Below are 13,483 nucleotides of genomic sequence, written 5' to 3' on the forward strand. Positions count from 1 at the left end.
TGATAGCCGTAAGTACAAAAGGCTGCTTCACTGATGTGGGTGCAAATTGCCTGGATTTGATATGATTGAGCCTCGGTTAACACACTTCTCTTACCGATACTCACAACGCTGGCTAAATCAATATGCCTAGGTTTCTCAGGTTAATCATCAATCTAGTAGTCTTGGGAGCCTTGTTAGTCATATCTGTGCAAGTTTGGGCGCAAGATTGGCGTCCGGTTCGCGGTGGTATCCCTTTCGGTATCAGTGGTATAGCTTTGATAGAGCAGCAAAGCAATACGCTCAATTTTCTGATTGTCCATGACAATAAACAAAAAAACCAAGGTCGTTTAGCAATCATTAGCATTAAGGGTAAGAACCAACCTGAATATTTCCCATTGAACTGGCCAAGTAACACAGAATTGCCCATCGACTTAGAAGCTTTAACATCTGTTCCAGAGAAAACAAAATCTTCTTTTATTGCTTTAAGCAGTTCTGGAAAAGCTTATTACATCAGGTTAGAGCCTGCCAAGAAGACCATCTCGGTTCTCAAGGAATTCAATCTTCCAGGAATTATTCAAGGAAATAATTTTGAAGCATTTGGATTACAAAATATAGACGGCAAATTAGTTGCGATTTGGGGACATCGCGGTGAAGGAGAACAACCAGCAACTATTTTTTGGGGAGTGTTTGACTTGGCTAAATATCAAATTACTCTCGCAGGTTCTGCCAATCTGAAAGTACCGTTTCCATCGGGCAATGTTCGTCATATTTCAGATATTAAGGTAGACCCCGTAGGAATTGTGTACATCACCTCAGCAAGTGATGCTGGAGATGATGGCCCATTTCAGTCAGCTGTGTATATCGCTGGTTACCTGGGATTGCGTGATCAAAAAATTACATGGCGGCAAAATCCTCAACTTGTTCCCCTCTACCGCTCTAATTACCACAAAATTGAAGGTATAGAACTTGTTCCTGGTGCAGAAGGCGGTGTAGTGGTTGGTACAGATGATGAAAATTTGGGTTCCTATGTATACATTGTGGGTGGAAGTAGCTGAAAAGTATGTCCTTTGATGGCACAGCAAGTCAATCGGTTAGCAGGCGCTCAACAGCAGAAGGTTTCGACCTACACGCAGATTTTAGCAGGATTAAAATTTAAAAAAGACTTGATTCGTTGAATATTTCGAGAAAGTATGATATTCGAGCCGGTTTTCTACCAACATGCGATCGCGGATTAAGCATGTTGGCAATGAAAATAAAAACTATTGCGTTGCCGATAAATTTTGGTTATCCCTGATATCACCTGTAATGCGTAAGTAACAGCGATAGGCGTTGTTGCATGAAACAGAAAGAGACAAACTAACTCTTGGCAAAGTTGGTAGTTAGTCTTCCACTTTATAACTGTCTGGTTTGCCCAACTAGATCATGCGATTGATATCTGCATATTGGAGGAATAATTTGACTCAAACGAATTCTGAAGTTAGTTGTCAGCCTTATTGTCATGAGAACGCAATAGCTTTGGCACAGTGATTTCAAAGTTCGAGTCTATAATGCAAGCCTAACTCCTTGCATCTTGAATTGAACCAAGCAAAGTTGCTAGTTCATCTAATTTTTTCAAGATGCTATTAATAGCAGGATAATAAAATTATGCTTTCAGGTAGCATGAACGAAGAGGAAAAAGAATACTTAGACTATGAAGATAATAATCCATTACTGTCTAAAGTTATACAACGCAACATCCGCACTCTTATCCGTCTTCGGGCCAAGGCTGCTAATAAGAGAAACTTGCAAGACCGAATTGCCGACGCTATTACCTCTTTTTCAGGACATATAGTTTTTGTTTACGTACATCTTGTCTGGTTTGGTGCTTGGATTATTTTGAACACTGGTAAGTTAGGTGTACATCCCTTTGATCCATTTCCCTACGGATTGTTGACAATGGTGGTATCGCTGGAAGCAATTTTTTTGTCAACATTTGTGTTAATTAGTCAAAACCAACTGAGTCAAGAAAGTGAGTATCGCGCCAACTTAAATTTACAAATTGCACTCCTGACTGAGCATGAAGTTACACGAGTATTGCAAATGCTAGATGCGATTCAAGATAAAATGGGCATTGAAAATGATGAAGACAGTGAACTTGCTGACTTAGAAATGGAAACTAAACCGGAAGATGTGTTAGTTGAGATTGAGCGACTTCAGCAGTTGGCACTTAAGAGAAAAAAGCTGAATAAACTCAACCACAGATCATAACTACGATTGCAATAAAGTAGTGCGTTTCATCACACAATCGCAATAATTACTCCTTCTAAATGAAGAATATATTGTCATCATTTTGAGGATTACTGGTTTATTTGCGATCGCCTAGCAACTTCCTTAAGGAGTAGCAAGCATATATCGAGATTTTTGTCAATGTGTTGAGGGCGATCGCAATTTAGTGTAGGTTGACCATTATCTCATTGATAACGGCCACCGAATTAATTACACCTACACATTAAATCGGAACAACATTACATCCCCTTCCTGCACAACATACTCTTTCCCTTCACTACGAACCAACCCTTTCTCCTTCGCAGCATTCATCGAACCAGTTGTCACCAAATCTTTATAAGCGACAGTTTCGGCGCGAATAAATCCCCGCTCAAAATCACTGTGGATTACACCAGCAGCTTGAGGTGCAGACATTCCAGCATTAATTGTCCAAGCGCGGGTTTCTTTGGGGCCGCAGGTAAAATATGTCCGTAAGCCTAGAAGCATGTAAGTTGCCCGAATCAATGATTTCAAACCGCCTTCTTCCACACCTAAAGACGCGAGAAAATCAGCTTTATCTTCATCTGGTAATTCCACTAATTCCGCTTCCACTTGGGCAGAAACAATCACAACTTGGGCATTTTCTGTCGATGCAATTTGCCGCACTGTTTCCACAAAATGATTACCAGTTGCCAACTCATCCTCAGAGACATTAGCGGCGTAAATAATTGGTTTATAAGTGAGCAGTTCCAGTCCTTTAATAATTTCTGCTTCTTCTTCATTCAAGCTCACCTGACGCACCGATTTACCTTCATTTAAAGCCGCAGCTAATTTTTCTAAAACTGTGACTTCAAATTGTGCATCTTTGCTGGTACGAGCTTGTTTGCGAGTGCGGTCAATTCGCCGCTCAATTTGTGATAAATCTGATAAGCCCAGTTCTATATTAATGATTTCAATATCTCGCGCTGGGTCAACAGAACCAGCAACGTGGATAATATCGTCATTTTCAAAACAACGTACCACATGGACGATCGCATCAACTTCCCGGATGTGGGACAGGAATTGATTTCCTAGTCCCTCACCCTGACTTGCACCTTTAACTAAACCGGCAATATCTACAAATTCCACCCGCGCCGGGATAATTTGTGCCGAACTGGCAATCTTAGCAAGAACATTTAACCGTTCATCCGGTACTGCGACAACGCCGACATTCGGTTCAATCGTGCAAAAAGGGAAGTTAGCTGCTTCTGCTTTGGCATTAGCAACTACAGCATTAAATAAAGTAGATTTTCCGACGTTGGGAAGTCCGACAATTCCGGCTCTTAGCATTTTGGATTTTAGATTTGGGATTTTGGATTACATTACCAAGGTAATTCAAACAGGTTCCGGTATGGTTTGGGGAATCGGAGCAGGTACTGTTTGAGGAATGGGAGCAGGTACTGGTTCTGGTACAGGCCCTGGTAAAGGTTGGGGAATCGCTGGCCCTGGTACAGGTTCGGGACTCGGTAGCGGGTTCGGTTCCGGATTGGGACTCGGTAGCGGACTCGGGCCAGGAGTAGGAATTTGTGGATCGGGTATAGAAATCGCAGTGGGATTAATCATGGTAAGTCTAAATTAAATTATTCAACCTTCCTAAAGTAGATGACAACCTCATCTGTTGACATCTCCCCAAATGGCTATACCCACGAACACTTCTTTTAATAATTTACTGCTCTTGTCATTACAATTCTCTACGTCCGTCTGCGTTTCCCTCTGCGCGACGGTAGTCGCTACAACGGGGGGAACCCCCGCAACGCGCTGCCTCCCCTCTGCGTTTAAATTTCAACCCTCAATTCACCACGACTTTACGCAAAGCTGTACTAAACTACTGCTCTTTTACCTTTTCTACCACCTCTGGCACTGGATCGTAACCACCTGGATGAAACGGATGACAGCGCAAAATCCGCCGAGTTGCCATCCACCCACCACGCAACACTCCAAATCGTTCAATGGCTTGAATGGCATACATCGAACAAGTTGGTTGAAAGCGACAAGTCGGGAGAAACAACGGCGAGATAAACATTTGGTAGCCCCGAATCAGCCAAATCAATAATAGTTTCATTGCAGTTACCCAAATCTTATAAATTAGTAACAGAGGTAAAAATTTTCATTTGTTGCATCTTTGTTAATTACATTTTCTGACTTCACCTCAATTCCGGTTTTATGGCTGCAAATTGCGTCGGCTGCAATTTGGGTATTACTCATCCTCCTGATTGCATGGGTGGTAAACCGCTTCGCCGACAAGCCAGAAATCGTGCGGAAGATAGTTCATATTGGCACTGGGAATGTGATTTTAATCGCTTGGTGGCTCGATATTCCCGCCAGTGTAGGGATTACAGCTTCCATTTTAGCCAGTGCAATCACCTTATTATCCTACCGATTGCCCATTCTTCCTGGTATTAATAGCGTTGGCCGCCAAAGTTTAGGTACATTTTTTTACTCCGTAAGTTTCGGTATTTTAGTTGCCTGGTTCTGGTACTTGCAACAACCCCAATACGCAGCACTAGGAATTTTGATAATGACTTGGGGAGATGGACTAGCAGCCTTGATTGGGCAACGCTTTGGTAAACATAAGTATAAAGTTTTTGGTACAGAAAAAAGTTGGGAAGGCTCTCTAACGATGATGCTCGTTAGCTATGTTGTCAGTAGTTTGATTTTAGTTGGAACTCAAGGAAACAGTTGGCAAACTTGGGCAATATCGCTGATAGTGGCAGTTATAGCTACTGCTTTAGAAGCTGTTTCATTTTTGGGTATTGACAATTTGACAGTTCCTTTGGGTAGTGCAGCCCTTGCCTTCTTTTTAAGTAACTTAGTTCTTAGTTAATAATCTTCTTGAGCGCCATTCCTAATTGTTCAGGACTTACGCAAAAACTCTTTGTAACTCTTATTCCTTCTCTACGAAACGCCCAAGGGACTGCCTTGTGTACGAGACGCTATACGTAGCTTGCTTTTCTGTAGGGGTAGGCTATCGGTGACGCTTAAATCTTTAGCAATAACCAAAGGCTAATGAGATTATTCTTGAAATTATTGAGAATAAACTCTTATTATTGACACGATCGCTCTTTGACTAATTGTCTCAAAAGTGGTCCAACAACTTTGACGTAAAGAAATAAACATAAAAAAATCCCCAGGCTTAGGATGCTGGGGACTAGGTGCGTTAAGGTCGTAAACTGATTTACTGGTATTAGTAGTCCGATCGCCATTTCAAGATACATCTTAGCCTTGTGCAAGTTAAGCAAGCTCTCTTGGTCGTATCTGTCAGGGTAGCTCATAGCTTTACCTTCCATCGTCAGCTTGATCAGTGCTGCTTGCTCATCAGTGGGTGAATTCATCTCATCTACCACCCCTTCAAGGAATTGAGTAACGCTAAAGCCTGGGGACTTCAACCCTCTTCCTTGTCTTAGTTGAGCAAGTGCTATCTGTGGGAATGCCATCATGGTAACAATCCAACTGATCTTGTACCCTCCGTTCCCAGTAGGCTTTAGTCCGTAACGCCTACACAAGTCTCTCAACTCAGCAGTGGTTTTGATTTCGAGTTCTGACCTTGTAAACATAAAATAGAGTTACCTCTTGTAAAAGTGGTATCGGTGGTGAACCATTTACGAGGTGAGAACACCACCGATTTAAAACTTTATTTGAATGTTAACGTTCCAATCAAGCTATATTTACTTTTCGCAATAATGCCTAATCCTAAAGGGAACCCTCAGAATCTAGAACCCGCTCCATCAGATAGGGAGATTAAGTTAACCGAACAATTGAACTTTCGTGTCACCAAGGAAATGAAGGAAGAGGTAAAGGCTAAGGACGACCCTCCTGAGTTTTGTCGCCAAGCTATCCAAAAAGCACTAGATGAAGATAAGCAGAAGTAGTTAAAAGTTTTTGGACTAATACTTCAAGAACTATAAGAAAGTCCTTGTGAACCTCTTAGAGAGAAAGTAGCACTATATTTGAGATTAGAAAAGAAATTGGATCTTAAATCATGGCTTGGGAAATTACCACTGAAGAGTTATTGAAAAAGTACACTTCCGGTAAACGAAACTTCGCTGGGGCTGTGGTAATTAGAGAAAGAGGATATGGGCGCAACTATATTGACCTTAAAGGTGCTGTCTTGCGGGATATCAACTTGCGTGGAGCCGATTTGAGTTTCGCTGATTTGAGGGGAGCCGATCTGAGTAAAGCCGATCTCTTTAGTGCTTCTCTGATAGAAGCCCGGTTGGATAATGCGATTATCAGAGATGCTAACTTGGAATGTGTCAATTTGTGTGGGTGTAATTTGACCAATGCCGATTTGACTGGAAGTATTTTGTATTATATCAATGCTATTGGTGCCGTGTTCCGTGGAGCTATACTTACTCCTTTTGAACATGCCGTTTTGATTAAAGCTGATTTCCGAGGTGCTGGCCCTGCCCGTTGCAACTGGATCTGTAGTGGCATGAATGTAATCTGGGATACTATCATGTTCGATGGTACTGTTCTACATGGTGCCTACTTTGGAAATTGCGATTCCATCAGCAAGTAAGGGAACAGGTTCAATAATAGGCTTGATAGCATTGAGTTTTTCTATAATCCCTTCAATAGATCGTTCTTCAATTTTTTCTTGAACTTTCGTAGGAATATTAGCGAAGAAATCATATCCGTATAAAAAAGTGGTAGAAAGTAAATTTTTCGTATCGGCTCAATCAATAAAAAATAAATCTTTTTGAATATATTCAATAGCACCCATTACATTAAAATTCTGCCCTTGTCTATTACCGCGATCGCTCCAAAATCCAATCGAGTAAAATCGGATTGACTAACTCCGGCGCTTCATCCTGCGGACAATGCCCCACTCCTTCTAAAGGAATAAACTTTTCTACTTGGGGAAAGTTAGCTAATTCTCTCCCTAATTTAATTGGTTCCCACGGATCAGCCGTTCCCCACAAGATAATCGCCGGACAGGCTAATAGTGGTAAAAGGTCTTCTGGTAATGGCCCTGTAGAATAAGAAGTAAAAGCAAGAAACACAGCCCCAGCCCCCGGATCGCTTGCTGGTGAAGTGAGAATATCTACCAACTCATCTGTCACCATCTCAGCATTAGCATAGGCTTGCAGTAGAATTTTCCGCACTGTTTTCGGTTTGGCGAGTTGATTGAAAAAGAATTCACCAACTGGTTTGATAGATAACAGGCGTTGCAGTAGAGGCGCTCCGAAACGACGAGTCCAAGGTAAAGTTACCCGTTTGCGATCGTGCAACAGCCGTAAAGAACAGTTGAGCAAAGCAACTCCTAAGGCAATATCTGGGTTGCTTACTGCTGCTTGCATGGCTACAATACAGCCAATAGAATTTCCGACTAAAAAAGCTGGCTCACCCACTACTTCGCGGCAAAAATCTGCCACTTGCTGTCCCCAGGTTTCTAATGTGTAGGCAATTTTTTCACCAGGTTGAGGTTTTGCGGAAGCGCCAAAACCAATCAAATCAATTGCATAAACACGGCAATTTTGTGCTATGGCGGGAATATTTTTCTGCCAATGCCACCAAGAAGCGCCAAATCCATGCACGAGGACAACAGATGGTCCAGTGGTTCCTTGGGTTTGATAGCAGATAGTGAAATCTTGCCAAATCCAGGTTTTTGTAGAGGTAAGTGCTGTTTTTGAACTTGAGGTTGTCATGAGAAATTTGATGAATACAAGGGTAAAAGCCTTTCAGTAGCAAGGCGCAAGCAAAATTGTTTTGAATTTGAATAAAATTTATTAGATTTTCAAAGTAAATCCTTGGTAGTGATAACTTAGACATACACCATGAAAGCTTTTAGTACGCGACGGCGTAAATAGAGCAACCATTTAAAATCCCTAAAAAGCCTATTCCATAATACGTTTGAATTTTGAATTTTGACTTTTGCCTTGCGGTACTAGGCTGATAACACTAGCATCAAGCTGATAGTTTTATCCAGCATAGAGAGTTTTCATATTGTTGATAGAGATAATTTACTCACAACTTAGATTATGTCAGTATTAGAAATCATAACTTCTATAATGTGAGTAATATTTTTGCTATTTTTAGATGTGAGCGAATTAGCATCAGTGCTAGATTCAGTAGTTTCACAATTTACGATAGCTAATGCGAGTCTATAAGATTGTCGAATATGAGGCATCGGCTAAGGGGTGGTTTGCAACTGGAAACTGACGCTGAATTTAACAACATTTTTCTTGTTCCTAGTTCTGCGAGCCAGACAACATGAATATACTAGAAACAATCGATACTCCCATTGGGAGCTATGCACCTGATTTTGAACTGCCAGGAATTGATGATCAAGTACACCATCTCAGGCGTTATCTTGAGAAGTTCCGAGCAGTGGGCGTTATTTCCATGTGTAACCACTGTCCTTATGTAGAGTGGTATCTAGACAGGTTAAAAAACATTCAAGCCGAATTTGCCCCAGAAGGCTTCACACTAATTGGGATGAATGGTAGTGATGGTAATCACGACACTAGGTCAAGCTTTGAAAATATGAAAGCTTTTGCCCTGCATCACCAGTTAAATTTCCCTTATCTGTGGGACTCGACCCAAGATGTAACCCGCAGTTTTGGTGCCACAAAAACACCAATGGCCTTTCTAATAGATACTAATGGTATAGTACGCTACAAAGGTAAAATCGACAATCATCCGCAAGACCCATCATCGGTGGGAGAGGATTATTTGAGAACTGCGATCGCTTCTCTGTTTCTTGGTGAAGAAATAGATATACCACAAACCGAACCAATAGGTACTACATTGATTTGGCGTAACTAGACATAGATAGTCCCTGTAACTGCTATCTTAAATTGGAGGCAATTGCAACTTTTTTGATAAAGCGTAACTTCATGGGAACGAATTACCGACGGGTTTTACTCAAACTGAGCGGTGAAGCCTTAATGGGCAACATGGGCTATGGCATTGATCCAGAAGTGGTCAAAGGAATAGCACAAGAGGTAGCAGAGGTGATCGCCACTGGCGTTCAAATGGCCATAGTTGTTGGCGGCGGCAATATTTTTCGTGGCGTCAAAGCGGCGTCGGCGGGGATGGACAGGGCAACCGCTGACTACATAGGGATGATTGCCACGGTAATGAATGCCATGACGCTGCAAGATTCGCTGGAACGTATAGGGGTACAGACGCGGGTGCAAACTGCGATCGCTATGCAAGAATTAGCAGAACCGTATATCCGTCGTCGTGCCATCCGCCATCTTGAAAAAGGACGGGTGGTAATTTTTGGTGCTGGTTCTGGAAATCCCTTCTTTACAACAGACACCACTGCGGCATTAAGAGCCGCAGAAATTGATGCTGAAGTGATTTTTAAAGCTACCAAAGTAGACGGAGTATATGATGCTGATCCTCATATTTATCCTGACGCCAAGCGTTACAATAGCCTCACCTACGCACACGTTTTAGCCAAAGATTTGCGGGTGATGGATAGTACTGCGATCGCCTTGTGTAAAGAAAATAATATCCCAATTCTGGTATTTGACCTAACGGTGCGAGGTAACATCCACCGAGCAGTCTTGGGAGAATCCATCGGCACCCTTGTGGGAGGTTCTTGTGAAATTAGCTGAAGCTGAAAGTACGATGCAAAAAACCGTTGAGTCAACTCAACGAGCTTTTAACTCGATTCGCACTGGTCGCGCCAATGCGAGTCTATTAGATAAAGTCTTAGTGGACTATTACGGTTCGCCTACTTCCTTGAAATCACTGGCAAATATTAGCACGCCGGATGCTACGACGATCTTAATTCAACCCTACGAGCGCAACACCCTAAACATCGTTGAGAAGGCTATTTCCCTCTCAGATGTGGGTTTAACACCCAGTAATGACGGTTCTGTAATCCGGTTGAATATTCCGCCCTTAACGAGCGAGCGCCGTAAAGAATTCGTCAAAATGGCATCCAAATATGCTGAAGAGGGTCGTGTTGCTATTCGCAACATCCGCCGCGATGCCATAGACGCTATTCGCAAACAGGAGAAAGCCTCTGAAATCTCCAAAGATGAATCAAAAGACCAACAAGATAACTTGCAAAAACTCACAAACGAGTATGCTGCCAAAATAGACGCACTGTTGGCAGAAAAAGAAAAAGACATCACGACTGTTTAAAGTCTAAAGTCTGAAGCATAAAGGCTGAAGGATGATGGATAAATTCTTCAGCCTTTATCATTTCTTAGGCATTTAACAAAAATTGATCAAGTATCTCAATAGAAAATAAACTGATTCAGGAGCAAAAATTCAGCCATATGTACGACTGCATCATCGTCGGTGCTGGCCCAGCTGGTGGAACAGCTGCATATCATTTAGCCAAGCAAGGTCGCTCAGTATTAGTGTTGGAAAAAGAATCCCTGCCAAGATATAAACCTTGTGGCGGTGGTGTATCTCCAGCGATCGCTCAATGGTTTGACTTTGATTTTAGCCCAGCGATTTCTGTGAAAGCCGACTCCCTTCGCTTTACCTGGAAATTGGGCGACCCCGTGGAAGCAAAAATCGCCACCAAAGAACTAGTCTGGATGGTGCGACGAGATATTTTTGACCATTTCCTAGTGCAGCAAGCACAGAAGCAAGGGGCTGAACTCCGAGATAATACGGAAGTAACGGGTATTGAATTTAAAAGTGACCATTGGCAAGTTAACACAGCCAATGGGCCAGTTACAGGTCGCTACTTAATTGCGGCTGATGGTGCCAAAGGGTCAATGGCAAAATGGCTAGGCTTCAAAGAACGTAAACGTCGTTTAGCAGGAGCTTTGGAAGCAGAAGTTGCCGCAACTGTAAAGGATAAATCCACAATTCACTTTGAGTTTGGCTTGGTGAAAAATGGTTACATCTGGAACTTCCCGAAGGCGGACGGTTATTCCATTGGCGTCGGTACGTTTATCGGTGGCGAACCTCAGGACTTTAAAAAGATTTTAGATGAGTACGCGCGATCGTTTAATGTCGATATCAAAACTAGCAAGCAGTATGGTTATCCTCTTTGCTTGTGGGATGGCAACCAAAAGTTGCATACTCAAAATGCAGTTTTGGCTGGAGAAGCTGCTTGTGTAGTTGATCCCATGACAGCAGAAGGCATTCGCCCTTCAATTTTTAGCGGTTTGATTGCCGCAGGAGCCATTAATGAGGCTCTTTCTGGTGATACCAATGCTTTAGAAAAATATAGCGAAGCCATTAATGAACAATGGGGTACTGAGATGGCTTGGGCGCAAAAATTAGCTGGAGCATTCTATCGCTTTCCAGGCATTGGCTACAAAGTTGGTGTTAAGCGCCCCTCTGGTGCCCAAATCATGGGTAAGATTCTGTGCGGAGAACTGCGCTATGGCGACGTTGCTGGTCGCGCTCTTAAGCGTTTAATCCCTGGTTTTGGAGGTTAGGGATTGGTAACGAATCTCTAGCGGGCCGGTAAGATACCCACCCCAGAAAAATTAATCATCTCTTGTGGGGTGGGCATCCTGGCCGCTCTATTTTTACTTTATTTTTGCCTATCTACTTCCCATTTATCTAAACTAGGGTTTTAGACAAGGAACTCTCAAAGGTCTGCAATATATATTCCCAGAATCTGATCGACGGCATTAACATAGTATTCAATTGAGTCGATGCAAACAGTATTCTCTTCTAAAGTTAAGAATTTCCAAGCGGTTCCAGTTGTCACTACTCCATAGATGACTGGAATCTCATTTCCTGCCCTTTGATTAAATATCTGAGCAGCAATCATTGTGGCTGCACATTGCCCCAGTCCTGCAATGATATTTTCGTTTTTCGGCTCAATTATTATCACAACTGGAGCACTGATAAAATACTGTTCACCAGATGCACTGAGGATGAAGTCACAAAAACCTGAGAGTCCTTGAGCAGGATCAATATTGAACTCTGTACCTGAAAATAAGCTGATCTGATAATTGAACTGTCGCCTTACCTCAGACAGAATAGGAGCGATTAAGAATTCAGAACGAGCTTTTTAGCTGTTAATGGCAGTCGCTAAAATTAGGTTCTCATCCAGCAACCGCTTTAGCAGGTCAGAGGGCTGCACCCCGCCTACAGTCAGAAACAGATTACGTCTCTCTTGCAAAGTTAAGCCAAAGGCATCTCTGACTTTAACGAGACTAAAATCACTGTATGCATAGACTCATGCTCCAGTTCTATCTTAATTGTGCATAGCTTCCCCGGGCCGATAAGACATTGATCGCTCCATTAAGTAAGTGGGCGTGAATAATTAAAGGTTTATAATAAGCGGATCGAGCCGCTTACTACCAGCCAATTTAATTCATTTTACATTGCGTAACATAGTTTAATTTATTCTTGCCCACTTACTTAACGCGATATTAAAAATACCTAGAGAAAAACCAGATAATCACTCCAGTTCCCAGTACACAAATAATTCCCGCCAAACCAGCTAGGGGTTTTTTGTTCTTACCTGTGAACCAGTCAGAGACTTTATCTGTGTAAGTAATTAGTCCTGCTGTATCTAAAGTTGCGATCGCCCATACCCATCCCGCGTGCAGTCCCCAAGCTAAACCCAAATTGCCGCTAGAGGCAAAGCGTGCCAATACTAGCACCATTCCCATCAGCCACAATCCAGGGAGTTGGGGTACAGTTTCGCGTTGCTCCCAAACCAGGTGTAGCAAGGCAAAAATCAAGCTAGAAATTGCTGCTGCTACCCAAACTGGATAATCCTGCGCTAATTCAGTGAACAGGAAACCGCGAAAAACTAACTCTTCTATCCCACCCACTAATAACGCTATCAAGAAAATCTGTAGCAAGATGGGTAGTAGTAACTTGAAATCCGTCTTTTCAAAAGAACACCAACCTAACCCGAATTGCCCACTAAATACAATCGCTAGGCTCACCACTCCCAAACCGAAACCTAGTGCTAAAGAACCAAGAGTTGAAAGATTCCCAATAAAGCCATAATCCGAAAAAGATTTATTGGTTAGCCAATTAACTCCCCATAGAATCAGGGGAGCTAATAGGTAGAGTGACGCCAATAATGGCATTTTTTGCTCTGGCTGCAAAGGTTTGGGAGGTTGCCAATTGAGCAATATTGCTGATACTGTTGCGACTGGCAACCAGCAAACTATCCAGATAATAAAAAATGCCATCACTACAACTAGTGCTGGTGCATTTTCCATAAACGTCTGTAAGGCGTTGACCGAAGGCTCAAAGAAAGTTATCAAAATAAACAAAAAAAACACGATAGACTTCTTGCACTATAGATTTCTTGCTGATTAATCAA

At 42.3% G+C, this 13,483-nt stretch carries 15 protein-coding genes and 1 pseudogene; 9 read left to right on the forward strand and 7 right to left on the reverse strand.

The window, feature by feature from the left end; all coding sequences use genetic code 11:
* Positions 1-122 precede the first annotated feature (122 nt).
* Together V7K85_RS32570 and V7K85_RS32575 are read left to right on the forward strand one after the other, a co-directional pair.
* Positions 123-1,034 (forward strand): hypothetical protein, encoded by a 912-nt coding sequence (locus tag V7K85_RS32570; RefSeq protein ID WP_334820262.1) that lies wholly within the window; start codon positions 123-125, stop codon positions 1,032-1,034.
* Between the two features lie 589 nt (positions 1,035-1,623).
* Positions 1,624-2,226, forward strand: coding sequence for a DUF1003 domain-containing protein (locus V7K85_RS32575; protein WP_334820264.1), 603 nt, complete (start codon positions 1,624-1,626; stop codon positions 2,224-2,226).
* A gap of 234 nt (positions 2,227-2,460) precedes the next feature.
* Here V7K85_RS32575 and ychF read toward each other — a convergent pair whose 3' ends face one another.
* The 3 genes from ychF to yidD form a co-directional block, all read right to left on the reverse strand.
* Positions 2,461-3,552 (reverse strand): redox-regulated ATPase YchF, encoded by a 1,092-nt coding sequence (ychF, locus tag V7K85_RS32580; RefSeq protein ID WP_334820266.1) that lies wholly within the window; start codon positions 3,550-3,552, stop codon positions 2,461-2,463.
* Positions 3,553-3,597: 45 nt separating this feature from the next.
* Positions 3,598-3,825, reverse strand: a complete 228-nt coding sequence (locus V7K85_RS32585) for a hypothetical protein (protein WP_334693680.1) — start codon at positions 3,823-3,825, stop codon at positions 3,598-3,600.
* A gap of 262 nt (positions 3,826-4,087) precedes the next feature.
* Complete coding sequence (gene yidD / locus V7K85_RS32590; protein WP_334820268.1) at positions 4,088-4,324, reverse strand: membrane protein insertion efficiency factor YidD; 237 nt, start codon at positions 4,322-4,324, stop codon at positions 4,088-4,090.
* Positions 4,325-4,384: 60 nt separating this feature from the next.
* Between yidD and V7K85_RS32595 the strand changes: the two genes are divergently transcribed.
* On the forward strand, positions 4,385-5,086 hold the full coding sequence (locus tag V7K85_RS32595) for a diacylglycerol/polyprenol kinase family protein (protein ID WP_334820270.1): 702 nt from the start codon (positions 4,385-4,387) through the stop codon (positions 5,084-5,086).
* A gap of 220 nt (positions 5,087-5,306) precedes the next feature.
* On the opposite strand, the gene V7K85_RS32600 is transcribed toward V7K85_RS32595, so the two are convergent.
* Positions 5,307-5,816 (reverse strand): hypothetical protein, encoded by a 510-nt coding sequence (locus V7K85_RS32600; RefSeq protein WP_334820272.1) that lies wholly within the window; start codon positions 5,814-5,816, stop codon positions 5,307-5,309.
* 126 nt (positions 5,817-5,942) lie between these two features.
* Here V7K85_RS32600 and V7K85_RS32605 point away from each other — a divergent pair, with 126 nt between their 5' ends.
* Complete coding sequence (locus tag V7K85_RS32605; protein ID WP_334820274.1) at positions 5,943-6,131, forward strand: hypothetical protein; 189 nt, start codon at positions 5,943-5,945, stop codon at positions 6,129-6,131.
* A gap of 110 nt (positions 6,132-6,241) precedes the next feature.
* Positions 6,242-6,781, forward strand: coding sequence for a pentapeptide repeat-containing protein (locus V7K85_RS32610; RefSeq protein ID WP_334820276.1), 540 nt, complete (start codon positions 6,242-6,244; stop codon positions 6,779-6,781).
* 229 nt (positions 6,782-7,010) lie between these two features.
* On the opposite strand, the gene V7K85_RS32615 is transcribed toward V7K85_RS32610, so the two are convergent.
* On the reverse strand, positions 7,011-7,910 hold the full coding sequence (locus V7K85_RS32615; RefSeq protein WP_334820277.1) for an alpha/beta fold hydrolase: 900 nt from the start codon (positions 7,908-7,910) through the stop codon (positions 7,011-7,013).
* Positions 7,911-8,475: 565 nt separating this feature from the next.
* Between V7K85_RS32615 and V7K85_RS32620 the strand changes: the two genes are divergently transcribed.
* From V7K85_RS32620 to V7K85_RS32635, 4 genes are all read left to right on the forward strand, one after another.
* Positions 8,476-9,030 carry a thioredoxin family protein gene (locus tag V7K85_RS32620; protein WP_334820278.1) on the forward strand — a complete coding sequence of 185 codons (555 nt, stop codon included), beginning with the start codon at positions 8,476-8,478 and terminating at the stop codon, positions 9,028-9,030.
* Positions 9,031-9,101: 71 nt separating this feature from the next.
* Positions 9,102-9,830 (forward strand): UMP kinase, encoded by a 729-nt coding sequence (pyrH, locus tag V7K85_RS32625; RefSeq protein ID WP_334820279.1) that lies wholly within the window; start codon positions 9,102-9,104, stop codon positions 9,828-9,830.
* Complete coding sequence (gene frr / locus V7K85_RS32630) at positions 9,817-10,365, forward strand: ribosome recycling factor (RefSeq protein ID WP_334820281.1); 549 nt, start codon at positions 9,817-9,819, stop codon at positions 10,363-10,365. Before pyrH ends, frr begins: the two co-directional genes overlap by 14 nt.
* Before the next feature lie 137 nt (positions 10,366-10,502).
* Entirely contained in the window at positions 10,503-11,624 is a 1,122-nt protein-coding gene (locus tag V7K85_RS32635) for a geranylgeranyl reductase family protein (RefSeq protein WP_334820283.1), read from the forward strand.
* Between the two features lie 127 nt (positions 11,625-11,751).
* On the opposite strand, the pseudogene V7K85_RS32640 reads toward V7K85_RS32635, so the two are convergent.
* Both V7K85_RS32640 and V7K85_RS32645 read right to left on the reverse strand, forming a co-directional pair.
* A pseudogene (locus V7K85_RS32640) lies at positions 11,752-12,319 on the reverse strand (hypothetical protein).
* 253 nt (positions 12,320-12,572) lie between these two features.
* Positions 12,573-13,442: a CPBP family intramembrane glutamic endopeptidase gene (locus tag V7K85_RS32645; RefSeq protein ID WP_334820285.1), complete on the reverse strand. Its 870-nt coding sequence runs from the start codon at positions 13,440-13,442 to the stop codon at positions 12,573-12,575.
* Positions 13,443-13,483: the final 41 nt, after the last annotated feature.

It is taken from the genome of Nostoc sp. (assembly GCF_036917615.1).
Taxonomy (GTDB): domain Bacteria; phylum Cyanobacteriota; class Cyanobacteriia; order Cyanobacteriales; family Nostocaceae; genus Nostoc.

Excerpts from the sequence above, each read along its gene's own strand:
- V7K85_RS32570 (WP_334820262.1), top strand. The coding sequence starts at position 123 with ATGCCTAGGTTTCTCAGGTTAATCATCAATCTAGTAGTCTTGGGAGCC.
- V7K85_RS32575 (WP_334820264.1), top strand. The coding sequence starts at position 1,624 with ATGCTTTCAGGTAGCATGAACGAAGAGGAAAAAGAATACTTAGACTAT.
- ychF (WP_334820266.1), bottom strand. The coding sequence starts at position 3,552 with ATGCTAAGAGCCGGAATTGTCGGACTTCCCAACGTCGGAAAATCTACT.
- V7K85_RS32585 (WP_334693680.1), bottom strand. The coding sequence starts at position 3,825 with ATGATTAATCCCACTGCGATTTCTATACCCGATCCACAAATTCCTACT.
- yidD (WP_334820268.1), bottom strand. The coding sequence starts at position 4,324 with ATGAAACTATTATTGATTTGGCTGATTCGGGGCTACCAAATGTTTATC.
- V7K85_RS32600 (WP_334820272.1), bottom strand. The coding sequence starts at position 5,816 with ATGTTTACAAGGTCAGAACTCGAAATCAAAACCACTGCTGAGTTGAGA.
- V7K85_RS32605 (WP_334820274.1), top strand. The coding sequence starts at position 5,943 with ATGCCTAATCCTAAAGGGAACCCTCAGAATCTAGAACCCGCTCCATCA.
- V7K85_RS32610 (WP_334820276.1), top strand. The coding sequence starts at position 6,242 with ATGGCTTGGGAAATTACCACTGAAGAGTTATTGAAAAAGTACACTTCC.
- V7K85_RS32615 (WP_334820277.1), bottom strand. The coding sequence starts at position 7,910 with ATGACAACCTCAAGTTCAAAAACAGCACTTACCTCTACAAAAACCTGG.
- V7K85_RS32620 (WP_334820278.1), top strand. The coding sequence starts at position 8,476 with ATGAATATACTAGAAACAATCGATACTCCCATTGGGAGCTATGCACCT.
- pyrH (WP_334820279.1), top strand. The coding sequence starts at position 9,102 with ATGGGAACGAATTACCGACGGGTTTTACTCAAACTGAGCGGTGAAGCC.
- V7K85_RS32635 (WP_334820283.1), top strand. The coding sequence starts at position 10,503 with ATGTACGACTGCATCATCGTCGGTGCTGGCCCAGCTGGTGGAACAGCT.